At 66.6% G+C, this 20,240-nt stretch carries 17 protein-coding genes; 8 read left to right on the forward strand and 9 right to left on the reverse strand.

Annotated elements, in window-relative coordinates:
* Positions 1-98: 98 nt before the first annotated feature.
* From G5T42_RS17110 to G5T42_RS17125, 4 genes are all read left to right on the forward strand, one after another.
* Positions 99-479, forward strand: a complete 381-nt coding sequence (locus G5T42_RS17110; protein ID WP_165129944.1) for a RidA family protein — start codon at positions 99-101, stop codon at positions 477-479.
* 12 nt (positions 480-491) lie between these two features.
* Positions 492-1,028, forward strand: a complete 537-nt coding sequence (locus G5T42_RS17115; protein ID WP_165129945.1) for an ATP-binding protein — start codon at positions 492-494, stop codon at positions 1,026-1,028.
* A gap of 245 nt (positions 1,029-1,273) precedes the next feature.
* Positions 1,274-1,885 carry a class I SAM-dependent methyltransferase gene (locus G5T42_RS17120; protein WP_165129946.1) on the forward strand — a complete coding sequence of 204 codons (612 nt, stop codon included), beginning with the start codon at positions 1,274-1,276 and terminating at the stop codon, positions 1,883-1,885.
* 88 nt (positions 1,886-1,973) lie between these two features.
* The gene (locus G5T42_RS17125; RefSeq protein ID WP_241245882.1) at positions 1,974-2,576 is read left to right on the forward strand and encodes a class I SAM-dependent methyltransferase; all 603 of its coding nucleotides are present in this window, start codon (positions 1,974-1,976) and stop codon (positions 2,574-2,576) included.
* Positions 2,577-2,971: 395 nt separating this feature from the next.
* Here G5T42_RS17125 and G5T42_RS17130 read toward each other — a convergent pair whose 3' ends face one another.
* The 4 genes from G5T42_RS17130 to G5T42_RS17145 all read right to left on the reverse strand — a co-directional run bounded on the left by G5T42_RS17130 (position 2,972) and on the right by G5T42_RS17145 (position 5,882).
* On the reverse strand, positions 2,972-3,349 hold the full coding sequence (locus G5T42_RS17130; RefSeq protein WP_165129947.1) for a PH domain-containing protein: 378 nt from the start codon (positions 3,347-3,349) through the stop codon (positions 2,972-2,974).
* A gap of 518 nt (positions 3,350-3,867) precedes the next feature.
* Positions 3,868-4,389 carry a hypothetical protein gene (locus tag G5T42_RS17135; RefSeq protein WP_165129948.1) on the reverse strand — a complete coding sequence of 174 codons (522 nt, stop codon included), beginning with the start codon at positions 4,387-4,389 and terminating at the stop codon, positions 3,868-3,870.
* A gap of 198 nt (positions 4,390-4,587) precedes the next feature.
* Positions 4,588-5,256: a DUF4166 domain-containing protein gene (locus G5T42_RS17140; protein WP_165129949.1), complete on the reverse strand. Its 669-nt coding sequence runs from the start codon at positions 5,254-5,256 to the stop codon at positions 4,588-4,590.
* Positions 5,253-5,882, reverse strand: coding sequence for an SRPBCC family protein (locus G5T42_RS17145; protein ID WP_165129950.1), 630 nt, complete (start codon positions 5,880-5,882; stop codon positions 5,253-5,255). Before G5T42_RS17145 ends, G5T42_RS17140 begins: the two co-directional genes overlap by 4 nt.
* Before the next feature lie 269 nt (positions 5,883-6,151).
* On the opposite strand from G5T42_RS17145, the gene G5T42_RS17150 reads away from it, so the two are divergent.
* Both G5T42_RS17150 and G5T42_RS17155 read left to right on the forward strand, forming a co-directional pair.
* Entirely contained in the window at positions 6,152-6,328 is a 177-nt protein-coding gene (locus G5T42_RS17150) for a hypothetical protein (protein WP_165129951.1), read from the forward strand.
* A 296-nt stretch (positions 6,329-6,624) separates the two neighbouring features.
* Positions 6,625-7,083 carry a hypothetical protein gene (locus G5T42_RS17155; protein WP_165129952.1) on the forward strand — a complete coding sequence of 153 codons (459 nt, stop codon included), beginning with the start codon at positions 6,625-6,627 and terminating at the stop codon, positions 7,081-7,083.
* Positions 7,084-7,152: 69 nt separating this feature from the next.
* Here the strand turns inward: G5T42_RS17155 and G5T42_RS17160 are convergent, their stop codons facing one another.
* Positions 7,153-7,533, reverse strand: a complete 381-nt coding sequence (locus G5T42_RS17160) for a hypothetical protein (protein WP_165129953.1) — start codon at positions 7,531-7,533, stop codon at positions 7,153-7,155.
* Positions 7,534-7,652: 119 nt separating this feature from the next.
* Between G5T42_RS17160 and G5T42_RS17165 the strand changes: the two genes are divergently transcribed.
* The gene (locus tag G5T42_RS17165) at positions 7,653-7,829 is read left to right on the forward strand and encodes a hypothetical protein (RefSeq protein WP_165129954.1); all 177 of its coding nucleotides are present in this window, start codon (positions 7,653-7,655) and stop codon (positions 7,827-7,829) included.
* Between the two features lie 81 nt (positions 7,830-7,910).
* Here G5T42_RS17165 and G5T42_RS17170 read toward each other — a convergent pair whose 3' ends face one another.
* Both G5T42_RS17170 and G5T42_RS17175 read right to left on the reverse strand, forming a co-directional pair.
* Positions 7,911-8,435, reverse strand: coding sequence for a hypothetical protein (locus G5T42_RS17170; protein WP_165129955.1), 525 nt, complete (start codon positions 8,433-8,435; stop codon positions 7,911-7,913).
* 399 nt (positions 8,436-8,834) lie between these two features.
* Positions 8,835-9,491 (reverse strand): hypothetical protein, encoded by a 657-nt coding sequence (locus G5T42_RS17175; RefSeq protein ID WP_165129956.1) that lies wholly within the window; start codon positions 9,489-9,491, stop codon positions 8,835-8,837.
* A 281-nt stretch (positions 9,492-9,772) separates the two neighbouring features.
* Here G5T42_RS17175 and G5T42_RS17180 point away from each other — a divergent pair, with 281 nt between their 5' ends.
* Positions 9,773-10,231: a helix-turn-helix transcriptional regulator gene (locus G5T42_RS17180; RefSeq protein WP_206535672.1), complete on the forward strand. Its 459-nt coding sequence runs from the start codon at positions 9,773-9,775 to the stop codon at positions 10,229-10,231.
* Positions 10,232-10,444: 213 nt separating this feature from the next.
* Here G5T42_RS17180 and G5T42_RS17185 read toward each other — a convergent pair whose 3' ends face one another.
* Positions 10,445-11,686: an MFS transporter gene (locus G5T42_RS17185; RefSeq protein ID WP_165129958.1), complete on the reverse strand. Its 1,242-nt coding sequence runs from the start codon at positions 11,684-11,686 to the stop codon at positions 10,445-10,447.
* A 302-nt stretch (positions 11,687-11,988) separates the two neighbouring features.
* Positions 11,989-19,893, reverse strand: a complete 7,905-nt coding sequence (locus tag G5T42_RS17190) for an SdrD B-like domain-containing protein (RefSeq protein ID WP_165129959.1) — start codon at positions 19,891-19,893, stop codon at positions 11,989-11,991.
* Positions 19,894-20,240: the final 347 nt, after the last annotated feature.

Consider the following 20,240-nt stretch of genomic DNA (forward strand, 5'->3'; position numbering starts at 1 on the left):
CCGAACCCGCGCTGCGAAGCGCACGCGACCTCTGGCACTGCTCACGATCATCTGCGAGCATGCACGGCATCAGGGATGCCACGCTCGAGGAGGCTCCGATGCCCAGGGAGATCATCACCACGCCGGATGCCCCCGGCTCGCCGCTCTACAGTCAGGCAGTACGAGCGGGCGGTCATGTCTACGTCTCCGGCACCGTGGGCATAGACATGGTGACGGGTACGCTCGCCGGCGACACCATCCAAGAGCAGACACGGCAGGCTCTGGCCAACTGCGAGACGATCCTGAAGCGAGCCGGGGCAGGTCTCGAGGACGTCGTCGAGATCGGCATCCTTCTCGCAAGACCGGATGACTTCGCGGGGCTCAACGAGGAGTATGCGCGCTGGTTCCCCTCGGACTCACCCGCGCGGTATGTCGCGAAGCTGGGTGTCGAGCTCCCGGGCATCCTCGTGTCCATCCGCGCAACCGCCGTGACGGCATAGCCCCGAACGCTGATGGGTCGACCGACGCTGTTCCTCACCGTGGGACTGCCGGGGACCGGGAAGACCACGGAAGCACGGCGCATCGAGATCGAGAACAGGGCACTCCGGCTCACGAAGGACGAGTGGATGAAGGCGCTGTACGGCCTCGCCAACCCCCCGGCCGCTTCGGATGTGATCGAGGGGCGGCTCATCGAGATCGGTCTGCGTGTGCTGGAGTTGGGCGTGGATGTCGTCATCGACTTCGGACTCTGGGGGCGAGACGAGCGCAGCGCCCTGCGAGCCGCCGCAGCCGACATCGGCGCGTCAGTGGAGATGCGCTATTTCGAGTTGTCGCCTTCGGAGCAGCGGCATCGACTCCAACGGCGCCAGGCGGAGGAGCCGCACACGACGTGGGAGATGTCGGATGCGGAACTGGCCGAGTGGGCCGCGATCATCAGCGTCCCGACGCCCGGTGAACTCGCCGGCGATGAGCCGCTCGACCCGGTTCCCCCGGGCTTCGCAACGTGGGACGAGTGGCGGCGGCATCGTTGGCCCCCGTCGATCTCCTGAGTTTCGGGTGGGGACGTGAACCGTCCGACGTCTACACCCCGCAGAGAAGAGGGCCTGGTTGGGGAATCAGGCCTGCCGGAGAACGCTTCGCAAGGCGCACCGCCCACGGGCATTGCAAGGGCGGGGTAAACGAGCACTCGATCCCCGGCGGGGAGCTGCGGCGCTCGACTCGGCGTGGTTCACGCACGCGGACCGGCGGGCGCGCGCGTGGAAGCCGGTCCGGATACTCTTCTAGGCTTTCGATCGTGTCTTTGGACGTCCAGGCTGCGTACTCGAATCGGGCGGCTGAGTATGTGCGAGCGCTGGGCTCGACGGCGGCTGCCCACCCGTCCGACGTGGAGTTGATCACGTCGTGGGCGGCTCACGTCAACGGCCCCATCCTGGACGCCGGGTGCGGCCCGGGGCACTGGTCCGCCTATCTCACCGAAGAGGGCCACGTCGTCAGCGGCATCGACCAGGTACCGGAGTTCATCGAGCACGCACGCGACGCCTACCCGGGAGTGCCTTTCGAACTCGGCAACATTAACCGACTGCCGTTTGAAAGCGGCAGCGTAGGCGGAATCCTCGCTTGGTACTCACTCATCCATCACGAGCCGAGCACCGTCGGCGCAACGCTGGAGGAGTTCGCTCGGGTCGTTCAGCCGGGTGGCGCGCTGTTGGTGGGATTCTTCATCGGACCGTTGGTCGAGCCGTTCGATCACACGGTTGTCACCGCCTACCGCTGGGCGCCGGAAGCGTTGGCGAACGAGTTAGAGGTCGCGGGGTTTGACGTCGTCGAGACCCACACCAGAACGGCACGCGAGCCCAAGCCCCGACCTCATGGAGCGATCCTCGCCAGACGCCCGCCCGCAGGGTGAGGTGCGAGCTCGACCGCTCATGGTGCGAGCGCGGCTGGCCCGCACCGGGACCGTCGAAAGGGCGACCTCGCTTCGGCAAGATGGAACAGTGGCGGAGCGTGAGGGACGACGGTGGAATCACAACATCCACTTCCACTCGGTCGTGCTGGGTGCGGTCCCGGCCCACGCGTCGTCTGCACTCGACGTCGGAACCGGCGACGGGATGCTTGCAGTTGAGTTGCGCCGGACGTTGACCGACGTCGTGGCGATCGACAGCTCTGAGGCCGTGCTCAATGCTGCGGCGAAGCAGCATGGGGGCATCGAGTGGGTGCTGGGCGACGTCATGACGCACGACTTCGGTCGTACCTTCGACGTGGTCGCGGCGGTCGCAGTGGTCCACCACTTCCCGGATCTGCGCCGCGGACTTCGCCGGCTGGCAGCGGTCACCTCGCCGGGCGGCTCGCTCGTCGTGGTCGGCCTCGCACGGGCCGCGTCGGTCCGCGACCACCTTTACGGGGTGGCAGGTGTCGTGCAGCATCGGTGGTACTCACATAGGCGGACAATGTGGGAGCACTCGGCGCCGACCGTCTGGCCGCCACCGCACACATATAACGAGGCTCGAGCGGCCGCAGCCGGGGTGCTCCCCGGCGCACAGTGGCGGCAGTACCCGTTGTGGCGATACGTGCTGACATGGCGGAAGCCCGCTCGGTGAAGGACCCGCTTCCGCGCGCGGATCACCATTCAAAGGCCGACCGACCGTCTGGCCGTGTTCGCGTCGCCCAGTCCCTCCGGGGTGATACTTGTCGCGCGAGTCTTCGCCGAGATGTGCCGCATCGCAAGCGTCGCTGGAGCCTCGACCAAGTTGTCCTTGACCTGCTCCTCCCCGGCGAGGTCCGGAGGTGGGTAAAGCTGACGGCGGCCGCAGTCCCGTTGTCTGCCTTCATCATCCTCGGCGTCGTGGCGCTTACGCAGCCGCGCTAGCCGACGCCGGCATAACTGACTGCTCGACTGATGCGCGCCACTGGCTCCCGCGCGCAGCACGACCGGCTCCCGCACGACGACCGACCGTGGGTTGGCGCCTCCACTTGGAGAGCGCTTCGGTTCGGATTAGTGGTTGCTGAGGACCGCCCATGCGAGAAGGCTGTCGATCCGCCGGACGTCAGCACCCTTGGTGAGCTTAACTTTGACGTGGCCGGCCTTTGTCCACAGTTCCACCTCGGCATCACGATCGAGCATGCCGCCAGCGTTCTCACTCGACCACATGTAGATCGAGCTGTAGGGCAGGGAGTGGATCTCAACCTTCTTGCCCGTGATTCCCTGTGCGTCGCGCACGATCAGCCGCTTGGTTGTGAATGTTGCCGAGTCGCGAAAGGTCTTGAACGAGGCCACCGGCTGCTCTCCTTCGACGAGCAGCTGTTGCACGTCGTCGGGAGTCGGTATTTCCTGCTGCAGAGTCCAGGCGAGAATTGCCGCGGTTTCAGGCATCGGTGTCGCTCCAACGTGCTCGGGCGCGGGCCCATCGCCCGCGACTCCTGCTCAGGCTACCGAGATGAAGCCGTCACCTTGGAGCGACGGGCCCCCGCGAATCCTCGGCTCGACATAGGGGCTCGGCTCACGGAACCAGCAGTCGAGGCGATTGTCCCAGTCGACTTTTCGCTGGAGACCGCACGCTTTGCGGACCCGCTCGTGAGTAAGCGTCGGTATCGAAACTAACGCTCGATCAACGACCGCCATACGCTGCAGGCGGACCCTTTGAGGATTCTCAGTGCTTGCGAGGCGCGCTGCGTCTGTAGTTGCGATACTCCCACGCAGCGCCAGCGAGGCTGAATGCCGCGAAGACTCCGACCATGAGTGTTCCCCACCACGGCGCCCCGGTCAGCACGGCGGCAACGGTACCGACCGACGACACCAACCCCACAACAAGGCCCCGTCTCGCAACGACGAGAACCCTCGTTCGCTGCGCGTCCCCTTGGAACTGATCAGCACGCGTGATGTCGAAGGGATCAACGCGCGTCACATCGAATGGCACGGGTACACCTTCGCACGGAAGCGCCACAGTGAACGCGGATTCCCACACCGGGGCGGTGGCCGATTGGCTGAGCGTGCTCACCCAGCCGACTCCCTCCGAGTATTGGCAAGGGACCGCGCGGCAGACATAGCAGGAGGATCACCCGAGTGCGCAGGAATGACTCGAAGCTCCTCAGGAACTCGACTCGGCGGCGGCGGGCCGTGTTGGGCAGCCAGGACAGGCGGCCGGCATTGACTGCGGTCAGCGGTGTCGTTCTCGCTCGACCGCTATTGCTCGTCCAACGGACGACGGCAGCCTCCGGCGCCACGTCGACTTCGTCGATCTGGTCCAGTTCGATGCGTCGCGACCACAGGACCCCGGTGGCCACGAACGTGTGCTCGTCGTATGCAACACGCACCAGCGGCACGCGGAGCAGCATGATGATGCCGAGGCTCGCGGTCAGGACAGCGAGCGCCCAAAGCCAGGGCTCGTCGGCAGCGAGGAATGCGAACACCAAGGCTGATCCCGTGAGCGTTAGGCCTAGCAGCGCCATCAGAGCCCGCCAACGCCAGCCCGGTCGGAAAACGTCGAACCACCGGCCGCCGACCCGACCCACGGATCGACGATACGCGAAGTCGGTATTGACTCGGACTTGGGTGCGGCATGGCGCCGTGCGTATCCGCGCGGTCGAGGACCGGGTAGCGAGCGCCTGACGTCATGTTCTGGCTTCGTGGCGGTGAGGCTTTAGTCGGGCTGGTGCGTCGGTCGCGACTATCCATTCGGCCTGGAACGCGCCGCGGTATCCGAAGAGGAACCCGAAGCGGCGGTTGCGGACCTCAAGGTCGATGTGGAAGGACTGGTCGCTGTCGTCGAAGTACTCGTGGAGGCGGGCGCGACCGCTGAACAGCATGGGGAAGCGGAAGCCGATGGGTCCTTCGTAGAAGCGTTGCGCGTCCGAGGTGAGAAGGAGCCCTCCACGGTCGTCGACGCGAAGGTCGAGGTCGACGGCGAGGTGCTGGTGCGTGCCGAGGTAGTCGACGATCCGGCCGTCGTCGAGGATCATGGTCGCGTCAAACCGGCGGTGCTTCGCTCCGATGGTGTACTCGCGCACGAACGTGACTGTCTCTCGACCGAGCGGATCGCGGTAGGGGAAGTTCTCGATGACGAACGGCACGTCGGTGCCGGTGTCGGGAACAAGGATGTTGCGCAAGCGGCCGATCTGGAGGAACGGGATGGTCCACCACGGCCCGCGCCGGATGCTCGTCATCACTCCGCGCCCGACGCATGCTTCACCGGAGTCCAGCCCCACACTGAACCGTCGTCGCATCATGGGGTGCAGCCGATCGAATTCAGCCCCGAGCGCCACCTCGAAGATCGATGTCACCGGATCACCTCCGGGTCTGGCAGGGCCGCCAGGGACGGTGGCGCGTCGGCGAGATGGTCGTCGCGCCGCGATCTGCCCCGTGGTGCTCGCAGACAACGGGAGGCACGTGGGCGGTCCGACCGCCACCACCAGAACACGCTCCATAGCGGCCATCGTTCGGGCGGGACACCGGTCTCCAACCAGATCCGCAGCCGGTCGAAGCTCCATGCCGTCGCCCACCCGAGAAGCGGGCGCACGACCACGTCCAGCACACCCCACCCCGGGTTGTAGTCGTAGCCCGTGACGAAGAGCGTGACCTCCCGCCCATCGGCGACGTACCTCCAGTAGCCCCGACCCGCGGCGATCGGAGACAAGCGATCCTCCGTCTGGAACCGCAACGCCGACGTCCGTGCCCCGTCGGGACCAGTCTTCTCGCCCAGGCTGACCCCGCTTCCCCGCACGGTGTGGAACGGGACACGCCGTTCATAGGTGAATGTCGAGGCGCCGGCCACGGTCACCCCGACGGGCGAGATTCTCGAGAACCGCACATCCCAGCGCACGTGCTGGGCGGGGTGCTGGGTGGCATCCCACACCGCATCCACGTCGGCACGGATCGAAGTCTCGACATAGATAGCCCGACTTCGCACAGAACGAACCTACGGCACCCCACTGGTCGGACCGCGTCATCGACCCGGCTCGACCCGCTCCCCGCCCGCAACCGGCTTCTCAATCGAGTGCCGCAACCCATGTACCGGACGGCCCCTCCACGCGCAAAGCCCGCAGATCGACCGTCATGCGCACGCAGGGCGACCCGGTTCTCACGCTGCCTCACCTACGGAGTGTGCTGACGATCTGCTGAGTACGCCTCCGTCCCTGCGAGGCATGGCATCGGCCTGACATTCGACATAATGCCCGCATGGACTACCTCGTGGTGTATCTCATCGGCGCGCTCATCGGTCTTGGCCTTCTCTGGCTGGTGATCTACAGCTCGGTTCTGGCTGCGCTGCGTGAAGCTCAGAAGCCGCGCACGAGCTCCACCAACCCGCAGACCTCTCAGCCTGCCCCGCGAGCTTGGTGGGATAAGAGCAGCTAGCGATGCCGGCTTGAGGTGCGAACTGGCCTCGGCGATTACCCGGCTCCAAAACCGAGCAGGAATTTGGCTGCGGGCTCAGCCGACAGGCTTCCGTGCGCACGCAGGTGGACCGGCATGCGGACGCCGCTGATCGCTCCGATCTGGGACGCGTGTGTCCGTCAAGAACCCAGTGGGGCGAAGGACATCTGCGTCGGCCAGTGAGTTTCGCGCACGCCGGAGGGGCGGCTTTCGCGCCGTGGCTGGCCGCGTTCGCACATCGTTCATTTCACGCAGGTCGGGGCTGATACAAAGTGAGCGTGACTGAAACGCTCGCGGACCGCTTCATCGCGTCGCGAGGAGAACCCATCGATCACGACGGGCAACGCGTTCATTTGTGGTTCGAACTGCCGCCCCTCCCCGCCGCCTCTTTCGCAATCTCGATCGCCGCCGACGCCCCTCGCCCGCAAGCTCTTTGCATCGAAGCCCGCGGGGGACTGTTGGAGGTCGCCGAACAGCGCTCGAAGGCCATGGCACTTTGGACCGATGTCGCGCCGCCCGTGATCAAGCTCGCTGCCATCCCCGGGCGATCAGGTGAGATGACGATCCGGTTCTGGAACGCGTGGCGTGGCGATCGAGATGTGATGCACTCCGGAATCGGGAACGTCGGGATGCTAGTCGCAATGGATCCCAATCACCTGCATCTCACCTGTAGCGACGGATGGGGACCCCTCACCTTTGGGAACCTCGTCGCGGATGTTTCCTGGACTCTCAACTAGCAACAGGTTGTCTGCGTCGCGCGTTGAGGGACCCGCCCGCGGGCGGCGGCGGTGTCGCCTGACTATTGCTTAGAGCGCCGTCCGGCTCGTACGCTCGCGACGACCGCTTCGTCCGTCGACCACTCGACACCCAAAGCCGTGGTCAGCAGATCGATGAACCCCCCCTTCGCCCGAAGCGCGAAAGTCGTCGTAGCAGCCATCGTCGAGGAGATGGTTCCCGTCGAGGTCGAACAGCTGCCGGCGGGGCAACTCAAGGGAGTAGCCGGCAGCTGGCCCGTTGCCGACGACCGCGTCCCAATAGGGTTCAGCCAGCACCCACTCTCCCCGTTCGGCACCGCGACCGATGCGGCCAACAATGCCCTCCAACGGCCAAGCCGCCACCGGGGGCACCATGGGGTCAACTGCGTACTGCTTCGGCCCGTCGGCCTCAGAGTTCTTGCGGAAGCGCATGACACAAGCGAAGCGCCACAGCCGACTGTTGTCATCAAGACGCGCGTCTTGAGGCGTCCAGCAAACGACCCCTCGTGAGCGAGCTCGCCTACTGTGGTGGGACGACTAAAGGAGCGATCGTGACCGAGAAGTCATCAACGTGGACTCGTGTGAAGAGGTTCTTTCGCCCCGAGCCGGAGACCTACGACACGCGTCGCCCGCGTGCCGGTGAACCCGCACCCGGGCTCGAAACGCAGAAGTACGAGGCGACCGACTCCCGCCGGCACGGCGGCACCGGCGCGATCGGCGGACACTGACACCCGGATTCCGACGCCCGGCCCGCGCGCCCCGTCAACCGGCCTCGGATCGTACGTAACAACGCCCGCCGAGCGACCGGCTCACGCGCCGATGCGCTCCTCGGTACCGCCAACACGACGAGCACTGATGATCCCCTGCAAGCGCACGCCCGGATCTTGTCTCGTTCGCGCCTCCGTCACCGCGAACCCAACAATTCCGAGACAGAATGTCCTCGCCAGGATGCTCAATGTCCCCAGCCCGTTGGACAACCCCACGAACGTCGCAGGATCCGCCAAACCCCCACCGACGGCCAGGAGCTGCGGCAGCAGCCACGCCAGCACCTGAACGCCGAGCGCGACCAGGGGCGCCCACTTCCCCGGTCCCGGAACGACCCCCGACCGAACGATCTCGACTGCCGCGGTCAGACCGGCGGCGAACGTAATCAGGATCGACGCGTATCCCCACATCAGCAATCGATCGTCCGACCCCGGAATCACCGTCGCGAGCATCGCCGGCACGGTTGTTGTCACCAGCGGCCAGAGCGCAACCACACCCATCGCCGCGACACCCAGCGGCTTCCGGGCGACGACGCTTCCGTCTCGGCTGAAACCGATCGCGAAGATCACAACGCCGCAGCCCACGCGATGTCCGCACTCACGCCCAAGGCGATGCCGGCGGGAGGCGAGCCGAGAAGCGAGTGCTTCAGGATACTCAGAACACCGCAGATGATCAGCCCAACACCACCGGACACCCACGTCTTCCTGCGACTCTGCATGCCGCCACCCTAGCGTCGGCACAGTCGCACCGTATCGACCGCATTCGAGGCGAAAATGCGCGCGAAAAGGCACCCGTATTCGGAGCGGTGCGGGCCCATGCTCGATGTGAACAGTGCGCCTTCGGGCGTGTGGTTGAGCGTCGTGGCGAGAACTGATTCCCGTCTCGGCGCGTAAGGGGATGTGCCGTCCGAACCACGCACTGGGGCCGCCCCTCATCCAGGGAGGATCTGGGTTGGGCCGGCGCGGGCCTTACCCCGCGGGGGGCGGTGACGATGTCCAGGTCGGTTCTGGAATCAGAGCCGGTCCAGTCGGCTGGGGCCACTGGTTCAGGCAGGTGTATCCCGGCGGGCACACATCCCGCACACACGGCGCATCCGTCGCACCCCAGGCATTCAGCCAGTCGCTGTCCTCAAAATCGTTGAGATCGATGAGCGTAGAGAACTCATGATCGCCATAGGAGTCCGTGGCGTTGATGCCGATAGAAAACCGATCACCAATCGCTTCGACCGCGGCGGCGCGGTCGGTCGGCCCTCGCGTCACTTGCAGCCCGGGCGGGGCAGCACCAACCGCGAACTCAAAACCTTCCGGCACGTCAGCCGAGCCCGACGCGGACCACACGACGGAGCCTTCATAGTCGTCCTTCGTGTCGAGCGTTCGGAGTTCGATCGAGGTGATCGTCACGGGAAGGCAGATGCGCGCGATTGGGATATCGTCGACGCGGCTGTAAGAGACAGGATCAGCTGCCCAACTGTCGCACCCCGAGAGCACCGCCGCACCCGCGACTATCACAGCAGCGGCGGCGAGTCGCCAGCGAGCTCCAGTACGCACGCTCCGATCTTCGATGGCGCGCCACCACCCGCCGGACGGAACCGCCACATCGTTATCGACTGGATAGGAACCGGCCATCCACGACCCGGATGGCGCCCGATGGAGGACCGCGGATCGGGCGCCTACTGGCCAAGAGCCACGGCAGCGGCAGCCCGAATGAAACGGCCATAGCCGCTTCGTCGCGCGGGGCAGAGGGCCAGATGGCTCCAGAGGCTGCAGGGCACTCGGCATGAGCTGTGCAACGATTGCGGCTGTGCCTCGCTCCAGGATCCTTCTCGGGATCTCCTGTATCGTCATTTCGCTCTCGCTCGGCGGATGCACTGCGTCCACGGCCGACTCGGCATCCGAGCCCTCTGCTGGTGCCGCAGAACCTACAGCGATCCCGACGACTTCCCACCCACGCCGCGCTGCTCCCCGGCTCGCCGGTACTGGCCGCTGCTGTTGGGACGCTCGACAGTCCGCGGGCCTCTTTTCTGATTCCGGCGCCGGCAGAGCCTGGCGGCTACCTGCGCGTGACCTGTCTGGACGCACCCGACGACGCCCCGCACCATGTGACTGCGATTATCGTGCTGTCGCCGTGCCGCGATCTCGACGACCTGACCCGCCGCGAGCTCGAAGTCCTCGGCCTGCTCATCGCCGGCTACCACAACACCGAAGCCGCCCAACGCCTCACCGTCACACCACGCACCATCGCCACCCACATCGAACACATCCTCATCAAGCTGGACGCCGGCTCCCGAGCACTTGCCGCCGTCCGCGCTCAACGGCGCGGGCTCTATATCCCCCCCGCACTCCTGGCGCAACCGAGCAGCGCATAATCAACGGCTCAACGAGGCCAGATGTGCCCAAATCCCGTCCAGCTCATCAATCAAACGCTTCGCTCGTAATGGTCGGGGAGTGTGTCAGAAGGGATCCTTAATGAATGAGCCCGATTGAGATGAAACCCTCCGCGATCTCGAAGCGGCGATCAAAGACAAGCTTCGTGGTACAGCGACTCCTATTGCCGACGGCGCGATGACACGCATTCCGCGTCAGCTGTCGAGGTCGATGCCGCGAGTCTCCGGAAGCAGGAGCGTTGCCCACAGCGAGACGACGCCGAGGCCGATAACGACGAACGCGGGCGCCAGGGCCGCCCCCGTGGCCGTGACGATCCAGGTCAGGGCGAACGGGGTGAACCCGCCGACGAGCGACGTCGCGACCGCCCCGGCGAGTGAGATCGCGCTGTACCGCAGTCGAGTGGGGAAGAGCTCGCTGAGCACAGCGGCCCCGGCCCCGCCGAACGGTGCCACGCTGGCACCGAGCAGCATGCCCCCGAGAACCGCCTGTGGGAGGACGCCGGAGGAGACCAGCACGAAGGCGGGCAGGCTCAGCAGGCACGCGGCGAGAGGCGTAAGCAGAAGAACCCGCTTGCGTCCGATCCGGTCCGAGAGCAGCCCGAACAGCGGGCAGAGCACAAGGAACACGACAAGGCCGGCGATGGCAACGCGGAGGGCCTCGGCTGCGCTGAAACCAACCACACTCTGAAGGTAGGCCGGCAGGAACGCCGTCACGACCTGCGTGAGCGAACTCGCGACGATGAGAAGCCCGATGCCCTGCAGGACGCGTGACCGGTGCTCGCGTATCGCGGAGCGAATAGGGTGCGACGCAATCCGTCCAGCTTGGATCAGTTGCGTGAACCGCGGTGTCTCGGGCACGGCGAGTCGAAGGTAAAGACCGGCAAGTCCGAGTGGAAGGGCCAGCAGGAAGATGACGCGCCACCCCCAGTCAGCCACCCATTCCGGACCCCAGAGGGCGGCGAACGCCACCACCAGGAGCGCGGCGGCGAGCCCTCCCAGCGCCTGCGTGAAGAACACCCAGCTTCCGAACATTCCCCGACGGGCGGCGGGAGCATGCTCAGTGATGTAGGTGATGGCGCCGCCAGTCTCCCCACCGGCGCTGAAGCCCTGGACCGCGCGGGCGAGCACCAGGAGCAGCGGGGCGAGTACCCCCACCACGTCATACCGCGGCAGAAGCCCGATCGCGGACGTCCCAATCGCCATCGTGACGACCGCTATGGAAAGCGTCGGGCGTCGCCCGATTCGATCCCCGAGGCGGCCGAACACCAGGCTGCCCAGCGGGCGGCAGAGGAACGCGACCCCGAAGACCGCGAACGTGGCCATCAGCGCGACGGCGCCGTCATCGACCGCAAAGAACTGTGTCGCGAGAACGGGGGCTAGGAATCCGTAGATCCCGAAGTCGAACCACTCGACGAAATTGCCGATCGACCCAGCCACGACGGCACCGCGCGGCCCGGTTTTGACCGTCAGCGGAACACCTGGAACCATATTCTCCCCCACCGCCGCGTCGAGCCCCCGCCGATCGAGTCCCCGGGACCCAGAACGCATCCCCACGCTAGCGAAGCAACGCGGCTCCACGTCAAATCGACGAATGAGCTGATGTCCGAGCGCCCATGTCGGGGGCGAGCCTCATCCGAACATGACCTCGCCCTCCCGGAGCTGATGCTGAACTGTACGGTAACCTGATCCGCCCGCCAGGGTCCGCGTCCCGGCAATGCCCGTTGCGGGCCGCTAGGCGGTCATCGTGACGCCGATCCGCCGGACCTGTCAGCGCGACGCCGGGCTACGAAGATGACGAGAATGCCGCCGCCGCCGAGAAGGAACAGCCCCGCAAGGATCGGGAAGATCGAAAGAGTTCCACCCGTCACTGCTATGCTCCCGTCCGTCGCGGCAGCGGCCGGCGGACGCTCCTCTGTCGGCGGATCGGCGGGGCGCGCGGACGTGGCTACGTAGTGCGACCAGTCGTCGTCCGTCACGACGACGCCGTCGACAGGCTCGCCGTCGACCCCGGTGGTCGCGGGGCCTGTCCCGACGACCGTCCCGAGATTCGCGTACTGCTCGGCGCCCGCCGTGCCCGCGGCCACGCAGACGACTGCGGCCCCGGGCGCGAGCGGCCCGCCGATGACGTTCGAGCCACCGCCGTCGCAGTCGATGTCGCCGGAGTCCACCATGTCATCCGTCACGGTCAGGTCGGTGAGCGGGACGTTGCCGGTGTTGGTGACGACGTACGTCCACTCGACCACACCGCCGACCGTTACGAGCGGGCCCGGCGAGCTGTCGGCGTCCTCACCGTTGGTCGCCTTCTCGATATCCACGCTAGGCGCCGCTCCGAAGTAGTGAGACAAGTCCTGATCGGCGACCTTGAGCGCAGTGACGTCTCCGTCGGCATCGGTGGTCTCGGGACCGGTTCCGGTCACGGTCCCCGTGTTGGCGTAGGGACCGGGCGTGGCCGTTCCGTCGGCGACGCAGATAAAGGACTCACCCGGGGCCACCGGACCTCCGACGACGTTGCCGCCCGTTCCGTCGCAGTCGATGTCGGCGGCATCCACGATATCGTCGGTCACCGTCACCTCAGTCAGGTCAGTGGTCCCCGTGTTCGTGACGACGTAGGTCCAGCGCACCCCGCCGCCGGCGGCAACGAGCGGGCCGGGAGAGTCGTCGGCATCCTGACCGTTGGTGGCCTTCTCGATGTCCACGGCCGCAGCCACACCGAGATAATGCGAAGGATCGGCGTCCGACACCACTTCTCCCTCGACGGTATCTCCGTCGACGTCGACCGTGTCCGGCGCGACGCCGGTCACGGAACCGAGGTTCGCGTACGGGCCGACAATCGCCACGCCGGTCGCGGAGCAGGTGAAGCCTTCGCCGGGAGCGACCGGGCCTGCGATCAGGTTGCTGCCCGTTCCGTCGCAGTCGATGTCGGCGGCGTCCAGCTGATCGTCGGTCACTGTGACGTCTGTGAGCGGCACGTTGCCGGTGTTCGTGACGACATAGGTCCAACGGACGTCGCCGCCGACGGTCACGTTGGGGCCGGTCGGCTCGTCGGCATCCTGACCGTTCGTCGCCTTCTCGATGTCGACCGCTGGGGTGGCACCGAAGTAGTGCGAGGGGTCATCGTCGGTCACCTCGACACCGGGCACGGATCCGCCATCGACGTCCGTGGTCGCGGGCCCCGTGCCCGCGACGGAGCCGACGTTGGCATACTGGCCGACCGCCGCCTCGCCGGTCGCGACGCAGGTGAACGTGTCGCCCGGCGCGAGCGGTCCTGGGAAGACGTTCCCGCCGGTGCCATCGCAGTCGATGTCCGCCGCGGCCACCTGGTCATCGGTCACAGCGATGTCAGAAAGCGGAACATTTCCGGTGTTGGTGACGATGTACGTCCACCGGACAGCACCGCCCCCCATCACGAGCGGGCCGGTTGGCGTGTCGGCATCCGCTCCGTTCGTCAGCTTCTCGATGTCGACCGCGGGCGCGACTCCCAGGTAGTGCGACGGGTCGTCGTCGGTGACCGTCTGTCCCGGCACCGATTCGCCATCGACGTCGGTCGTCGCAGGGCCGGTGGCCGCCACGGTCCCGAGGTTGGCGTACTGCCCCACCACCGCCTCGCCGGTCGCGACGCAGGTGAACGTGGCGCCTGGTGCGAGCGGACCCGCGACCAGGTTTCCGCCGGTGTCGTCACAGTCGATCTCTGCGGCGGCCACCTGGTCGTCGGTCACGGTGACGTCCGTGAGCGGGACATTGCCGGTGTTCGTCACGACGTACGTCCACCGCACGTCGTCGCCGACGGCGACCAGGGGTCCGGTCGGCGTGTCGGCGTCCTGCCCGTTCGTGGACTTCTCGATGTCCACCGTCGGCGCGACCCCGACGTAGTGCGACGGATCCCCGTCGGTCACCTGCACCCCCGGCACCGCGTTGCCGTCCACATCCGTCGTCTGCGGGCCTGTGCCGGTCACCGTGCCGAGGTTCGCGTACTGACCGGCCACAGCCGTGCCGGTCGCGACACACGTGAACGATGCACCGACGGCGAGCGGACCAGGCACCACGTTCGAACCCGTGTCGGCGCAGTCGATATCCGCCGCACCGACCAGGTCGTCCGTCACCGTCACGTTCGTGAGCGGCGCATTCCCGGTGTTCGTGACGACATATGTCCACTCCACCGCACTCCCGACCGTCACCAATGGTCCGGTCGGGTCATCAGCGTCCTGCCCATTCGTCGACTTCTCGATATCGACCGCCGGAGCCACGCCGAGATAGTGCGACGGATCCTCGTCGTCGACCTGCACCATCGCCGGGTCCATGCCCGTCACGGTGCCCATGTTCGCGTACTGCCCGACGGTCGCGGCGCCGGTGGCGACGCAGGTGAAGGATGCCTCCGGCGCCAGCGGTCCCGGGACCACGTTGCTGTCGGTTCCCGCGCAGTCGATGGCATCCGCAGCGACCTGGTCGTCGGTGACCGTCACATTGGTCAGGGGCACGCCACCGGTGTTCGTCACGACGTACGCCCAACGGACGGAGCCGCCGGCGGCCACCAGCGGACCGGTGGACGTGTCGGCATCCTGCCCGTTCGTCGACTTCTCGATGTCGACGGCGGGCTCGGGCAGGAGTGCCAGGTCGAGGGTGAAGTTGCTGAACGCGTCCGGGATGAGGTCGTCTCCCAGCCGCGCGACGTCGTCGCCCACCGGGCCGTTCGCACCCGACAAGAAGCCGCGCTCGTCCCGCTCGTAGGAGAGGGTGAGCGGCGAGCTGGTCAAGCCCGAGGTCGTCGGGTCGTCGGTGGCGGTGTTGTTGTTGTCACCGCGCTCGTTCACGCCGTTGACGGCGCTTGACCCCGCCGTGCGCACCACCGTGCCCGCGAGCGGAGCACCCGTCGCGAACATCGACGCCGGGATGTGCGCGGTGTAGGTACCCGCGGGGATGGCGGCTGCCGACCAGCGGCCGGCGGCGTCGGTGACCCGGGTGGCGATGACGTCCCCGTCGCCGTTGCGCACCTGCACGGTCACGCCGGGGACGCCCTGCTCGGTCCCGTCGAAGCGGCCGTTGCCGTTGCTGTCGATCCAGACGAGGTCGCCGAGTGTGAACCCGGGCATCAGGACATACGGCTCGTTCGAGAGCAGCGGCTGGTTCGGGAACGTGGCCGAGTAGATCATCGCGCGGTTGGCGTATACGTTGTCGAGCTCGTCACTGGTCGAGACCATCGGGATGTTCGCACGCACGCGGGTCGCCGTGCCGAGCCACTCGCTCGACACGAATCGCACGGCGGTCACGTCGCCGAAGTCGGCGATCTCTGCGGCTGTCAGCCATAGGCCGCCCGGCGTCGCAGGATTGGCATTCGCGGCGTCCCGCGGGTCATGGTTGATCGTCGACGGGTCCGCCGTCGAGTAGTACCAGGTGCCTGGGACGGCGCCCGTGGCACCGCGGACGTACGTCGGGGCTGCCAGCTGTCCGGTGAGTTGCGAGAGGCCCTCGTAGTCCGACGCATACTGCCCGCGTGCCGACCCGGCGGCGGGATTGCCATCGCCGTTCCACGGCAGCACGTCGATCAGGTCGGTGGGCTGGAAGGGGATCACGGTCGAGGTGTTCGCCCAGTCCAGCGACCAGGTATAGGGCTCCCCGCTGGCCACGAACGGCTTGTCGACGCTCTTGACCAGGCCGAGCTGGCCGGACCCGGTGGCGGTCGTCGTCGCGTTCGCGGACGGGGAGTTCTCAGCGCTCGTCGAAGTCGCCTGCACCTGGTTCACGTAGGTGTCGCCCGGCTGCGCCACCGTCTCGAGCGTCGCGCACAGCTGCAGCGCCGTCGCGCCCGTTCGGATCCAGTAGTTGGCCGCCGTGGTCGTGATGTCTCCGAGCAGGAACGTCACCTTGCGGGTCGCGGCGTTGTAGGTGACCGTCACACCGGCGGGAAGCCGGCTCTTGGTGCACGCCTCGTTGTAGATCAGTCCCGGCGGGACGGTGTCGACGAGCTGGAGGTTCTCCACCACGGCGCCGATCGGTGCGGCGTTGACGCCGACGCTGAGGTTCCAGATGGCATCCTGGCCGGGAAGGTAGGTCGACTGTCCGACAGACTTCGCCACGACGAGGAGGAGACCCTGGTACCGCAGCTCCTGCTGCATCGTCGCCCAGTTGTCACCCCGGGGGCCCGTCGACCAGCCACCGATGTTCGAGAGGCGGACGCCCGTCATCAGCGGCTCCCCGTCGTTCGGGCCGCCGTTGTACGAGCCGCGGGCCTTCAGGAACATCTTCAGGTCGAGCCGGAAGGAGGCGTGCTCGACGTGATCGGGTTCGACTGCGCGGATCCGGACCATGTTGACCTCGTCGCGCCACTCCGGGCCGAACTGCGCGGGGTCGGTGTGCCACGGGCCGGCATCCTCGCGGCATCCCGTGTTGTCAGCCACAAGCGACGTTCGATTCACGGGGTACAGTCCGCCGACGGGTGCTCCGGCTTGGGTGTCGACGGCGTTCGTCCCGACGCCATACTCGATGACGTACTCGGATGGAGTGGCGCGTCCCTGCGTCGTGAACCATGCCGGGCCGTCTAGCTGAAACACAGAGACGTCGAACGTGTCGCAGACCATCGGATTGTCCACGGGGAAGCCGATGGCATCCGGCGCTCCTGGTGCTTGGACGCCGCGGGCCGTACCGGTGTTGCGGATGCCGTTCGTGTCCACTTCCAGCCCCGCCCATGACTGCACCCGTTGCCCTGAAGAGACCGTCGTGTTGTCGGCCCAGGCGTTCCCGGCGGCGTTGGTGAAGTACTTATAGCCCGTGATCGGCAGGTTCGCGGCGAGCTGCCGCGAGACGTCGAGGTAGACGATGCGGCCGTCGGCTGTCGTCTCGGGCCAGCTGCCGGAGTTGTTCAGCAGAACGCCCTGCGGGATGTCTTCACCGGCGTTCGGGCCGCCGTTGTACTGCCAGCGGGACTGCAGGGGAAGGTAGAGCCCGAGGGTGAACGGTCCCACTTCGACGTGTCCGGCGTTCACCGGGCGTACCCGCACCATGTTGACCTCGTCCCGCCAGTCGGCGCCGAAGGTCGCCTCGGGGTTCGTGGTCCACGGACCCGCATCGTTGCGGCACTGCCGCACGTCGGCCACGTTGGCGGAGTTGTCGAGTCCGTTTCCGACACCGGTCTGGGTGTCGACGGTGTTCGATCCGACCGCGTACTCGATGACGTAGTTGTTCAGGTCGAACGCGGGATTCATGGTCGCAGTCCGCGCCTGGAGGTGGGGGTTGGGGTCGGCGCCCGTGATTGGCGCCAGGGGGTTGCCGGAGACGCGCCACACCGACACGTCGAAGACGTCGCAGACCACCGGGTCGGTGATGGCGATGCGGCTGGTGCTGGCCGAGGTCCACACGTGGGAGTTCACCACGTCGCCCAGCGAGAACTGGTTCCAGTCGGTGATTCCGCCGGCGATACCCTCGTACTGCTTGTTGCCCCGCAGGGTGCCGCAATCGCTGACCGTGCTACGGACGTTGAACGTGCGCGAAGCGACGTTGTCACCCGAAGCGACGGTGCCGTTCCAGCCGGGCTCGAAACCGGTGTTGTTGATGAGCCAGCCGCCCGCAGTCCACCCGTTGGTGTCGCGTGCTTCATTGCGGAAGGTCAGCGTGTCGTTGACGTTGGCGCGGCAGGGGTCGGGCACGGTCGGGGTTGGGATGAAGAACGTCGCCGCCCACGTGTTGGTCTTGGTGTTGTTGCCGTTCGCATTCGGCGTGAAGCTCATATCCCAGCCGTCGGTAGGCTGCACCCCGGTCTCACACGTCGGCGTGCCGGTGTTGAAGTTGCCGCCGGCGCCAACGCAGTTGAGGAGAACCGCGTTCGGATACTGAACCAGAACGTCCTTGAACGCGATGTTGTCGACGTTGCTGCTGAGGAGGTTGCCGTTGGACTCGTTGACGGCGAAGTTGTATTGGATGGTGAACCCGGGGACGGCCGGCGTCGCAGGGTTGTTGTCCAGCGAGCCATCCACGAATGTCGGCGGAAGAGGCGTGGTCTTGGCCAGATCCCAGCGCGGCTCGGTGAGGTTGAACTGGCTCACCACGATGTTGTCCCCGGTGGCGGTCGCGCCGTCCCAGCCCGGCTCGTACCCTGGTGCGACACCTCCGGGAGGATTGTTCAGCTGACCGCCGACCATGTGCCAGCCGTCGGTGTCCTCGATGTTGTTCTGCCACGACACGATGCCCGCAGGCGGTGCCATCCCCGGTTGCCAGTTCGGGTTCACCGAAAGGTACGCGTCCGTCGTGGGTACGAAGATGGCCACCAGAATGCGAACGCTGTCGTACGGCGAGTTCTGGGGTTTGGAGGCAGTGATGTCCCAGCCGTCTGCACCGGCGGGCTGGTTGATCGGACAGTTGACGGTCCAGTCGCTCGCAAGGGTGTTGTTGTCCTGGCGGCGAGCAACACAGGTGTGGATGATGGCGTTGGGGAACTTGGTCAGCCGGTCCACGAACGCGACCGGCCACTCCAAATCCGAACCACCGGCTCCGCGAAGGTTGTTGAGATCGACCCAGTACTGGACGTTGAACCCCGGGGTGACCACTCCGTTGATGGTGCGTGAGGACCGGGTCGCACCTGACTGCAGGAATTTCCTCGCGTCCCACTCGGCGGTGCCGGTCACCTCGATAGTGGGACCCGAAACGGTGCTCGACGGCGACGCGTCGTCCTGACCGGCGTAGGCGCTCGCCGTGACGGCTGCGAAGCCGGGTATGGGGGTGTTGTCGGCGAAGCGGTAGGCCAGCTGCACGGTGCCAACGTTGGACGACATCGGGCCGAGGTTGCAGATCACTGTGATCGACCCGTTCGCGTTCGTCGTCGCCGATGACGGCGGATTGGCACCGTTCGCGGCGGCGAGGCATCCCGCCGGCAGTCCGTTGGCGCCGGGTCCTGCGAGCTGGATCTTCGAGTCGGCGACGTCGCTCGGATCGTTCGGGTTCGGTACCGGGTTGATAGTCATCTCGATAACCACGTTGGGCACGCTCACCCCGGTGGGCAGGCCCGTCAGCGAGACCGAGTAGTTCTGCAGCACCGTGTCGCTGACGCGCACGATGCAATTGTCGGGGCCGGTATCGCGACCCGGTCCGGGCGTCGCATCCCACGGCGGCGTGCCGGTGGTCGCGTATCCCTGGCACGAGTTCGCGATCAGCAGCCGCTCTACCTGCAGTGTTGAGAGCGGCTGTAGGCCGGCATCCAGCGCCGTCACCTGCGTCGCGCCGGCGATGACGAACGGGGCGGTGACGCCGCGCTCGGGGTTACCGACCGTCGGAACCTCGGAGCGCCGGAAGTCGTTCTGGCCGACGGCGACATCGGGGAAGCGGAAGGCACCGGGTGCGACCGCTCGAACGAAATAGTTCCCGTCCGCCGCGCTGGCGAAGCTGTAGCTGCCGTTCGCCGCGGACGTCGTCGTAGCCACCACGGTCCCCGTCGTCGACGACACCAGCTGCATCGTCACCCCGGACTTGAGGGCCTCGTCGGGCGTGCGCGTGCCATCGCGATTGACGTCCGCCCACACGATGCCGTTGACGAGGCTTCCCGGGCCGGCGAATGCAGCTTGAGGAGCCACCGCAAGCGCCGCCAGAAGACTGACAATTGTTGCAATTCCGCCAAAGAGGCGCGATCGCGAATTCGTCGACGTTCTCTTTTTCGCACCCATGTAAAACCCCGCTTCCCCCGGGAGTCGAGCAGGTTCTCCCGCGCCCGGCAAGTGTTACCTAGGCTCACCGGCGTCTCGTCACCCTTTCCGGGTGACGATAAACAATCGGTGCGGTTTGTCCCCCAAACGGCGGATACCCAGGCAATTGAGCCAGGTGTACTTTGACCGCGTTCCGATGCAAAGAATCGGCGGATCCCGACGGTTGGACAGCCGCGCCTCAGTAAGTCCGATTGAAAGGTCCAGGGCATGTTTCGCTTTACCCAACCTCGCCGACTCACCAGCGTGAGTGGGGGCAGTGAACCACCGTCCGGGGAGCGAGCGCGAACGCGCGGCGTCCGGTCCTGGGC

The organism is Microbacterium sp. 4R-513 (assembly GCF_011046485.1).
In the GTDB taxonomy this organism is placed as follows: Bacteria; Actinomycetota; Actinomycetes; order Actinomycetales; family Microbacteriaceae; genus Microbacterium.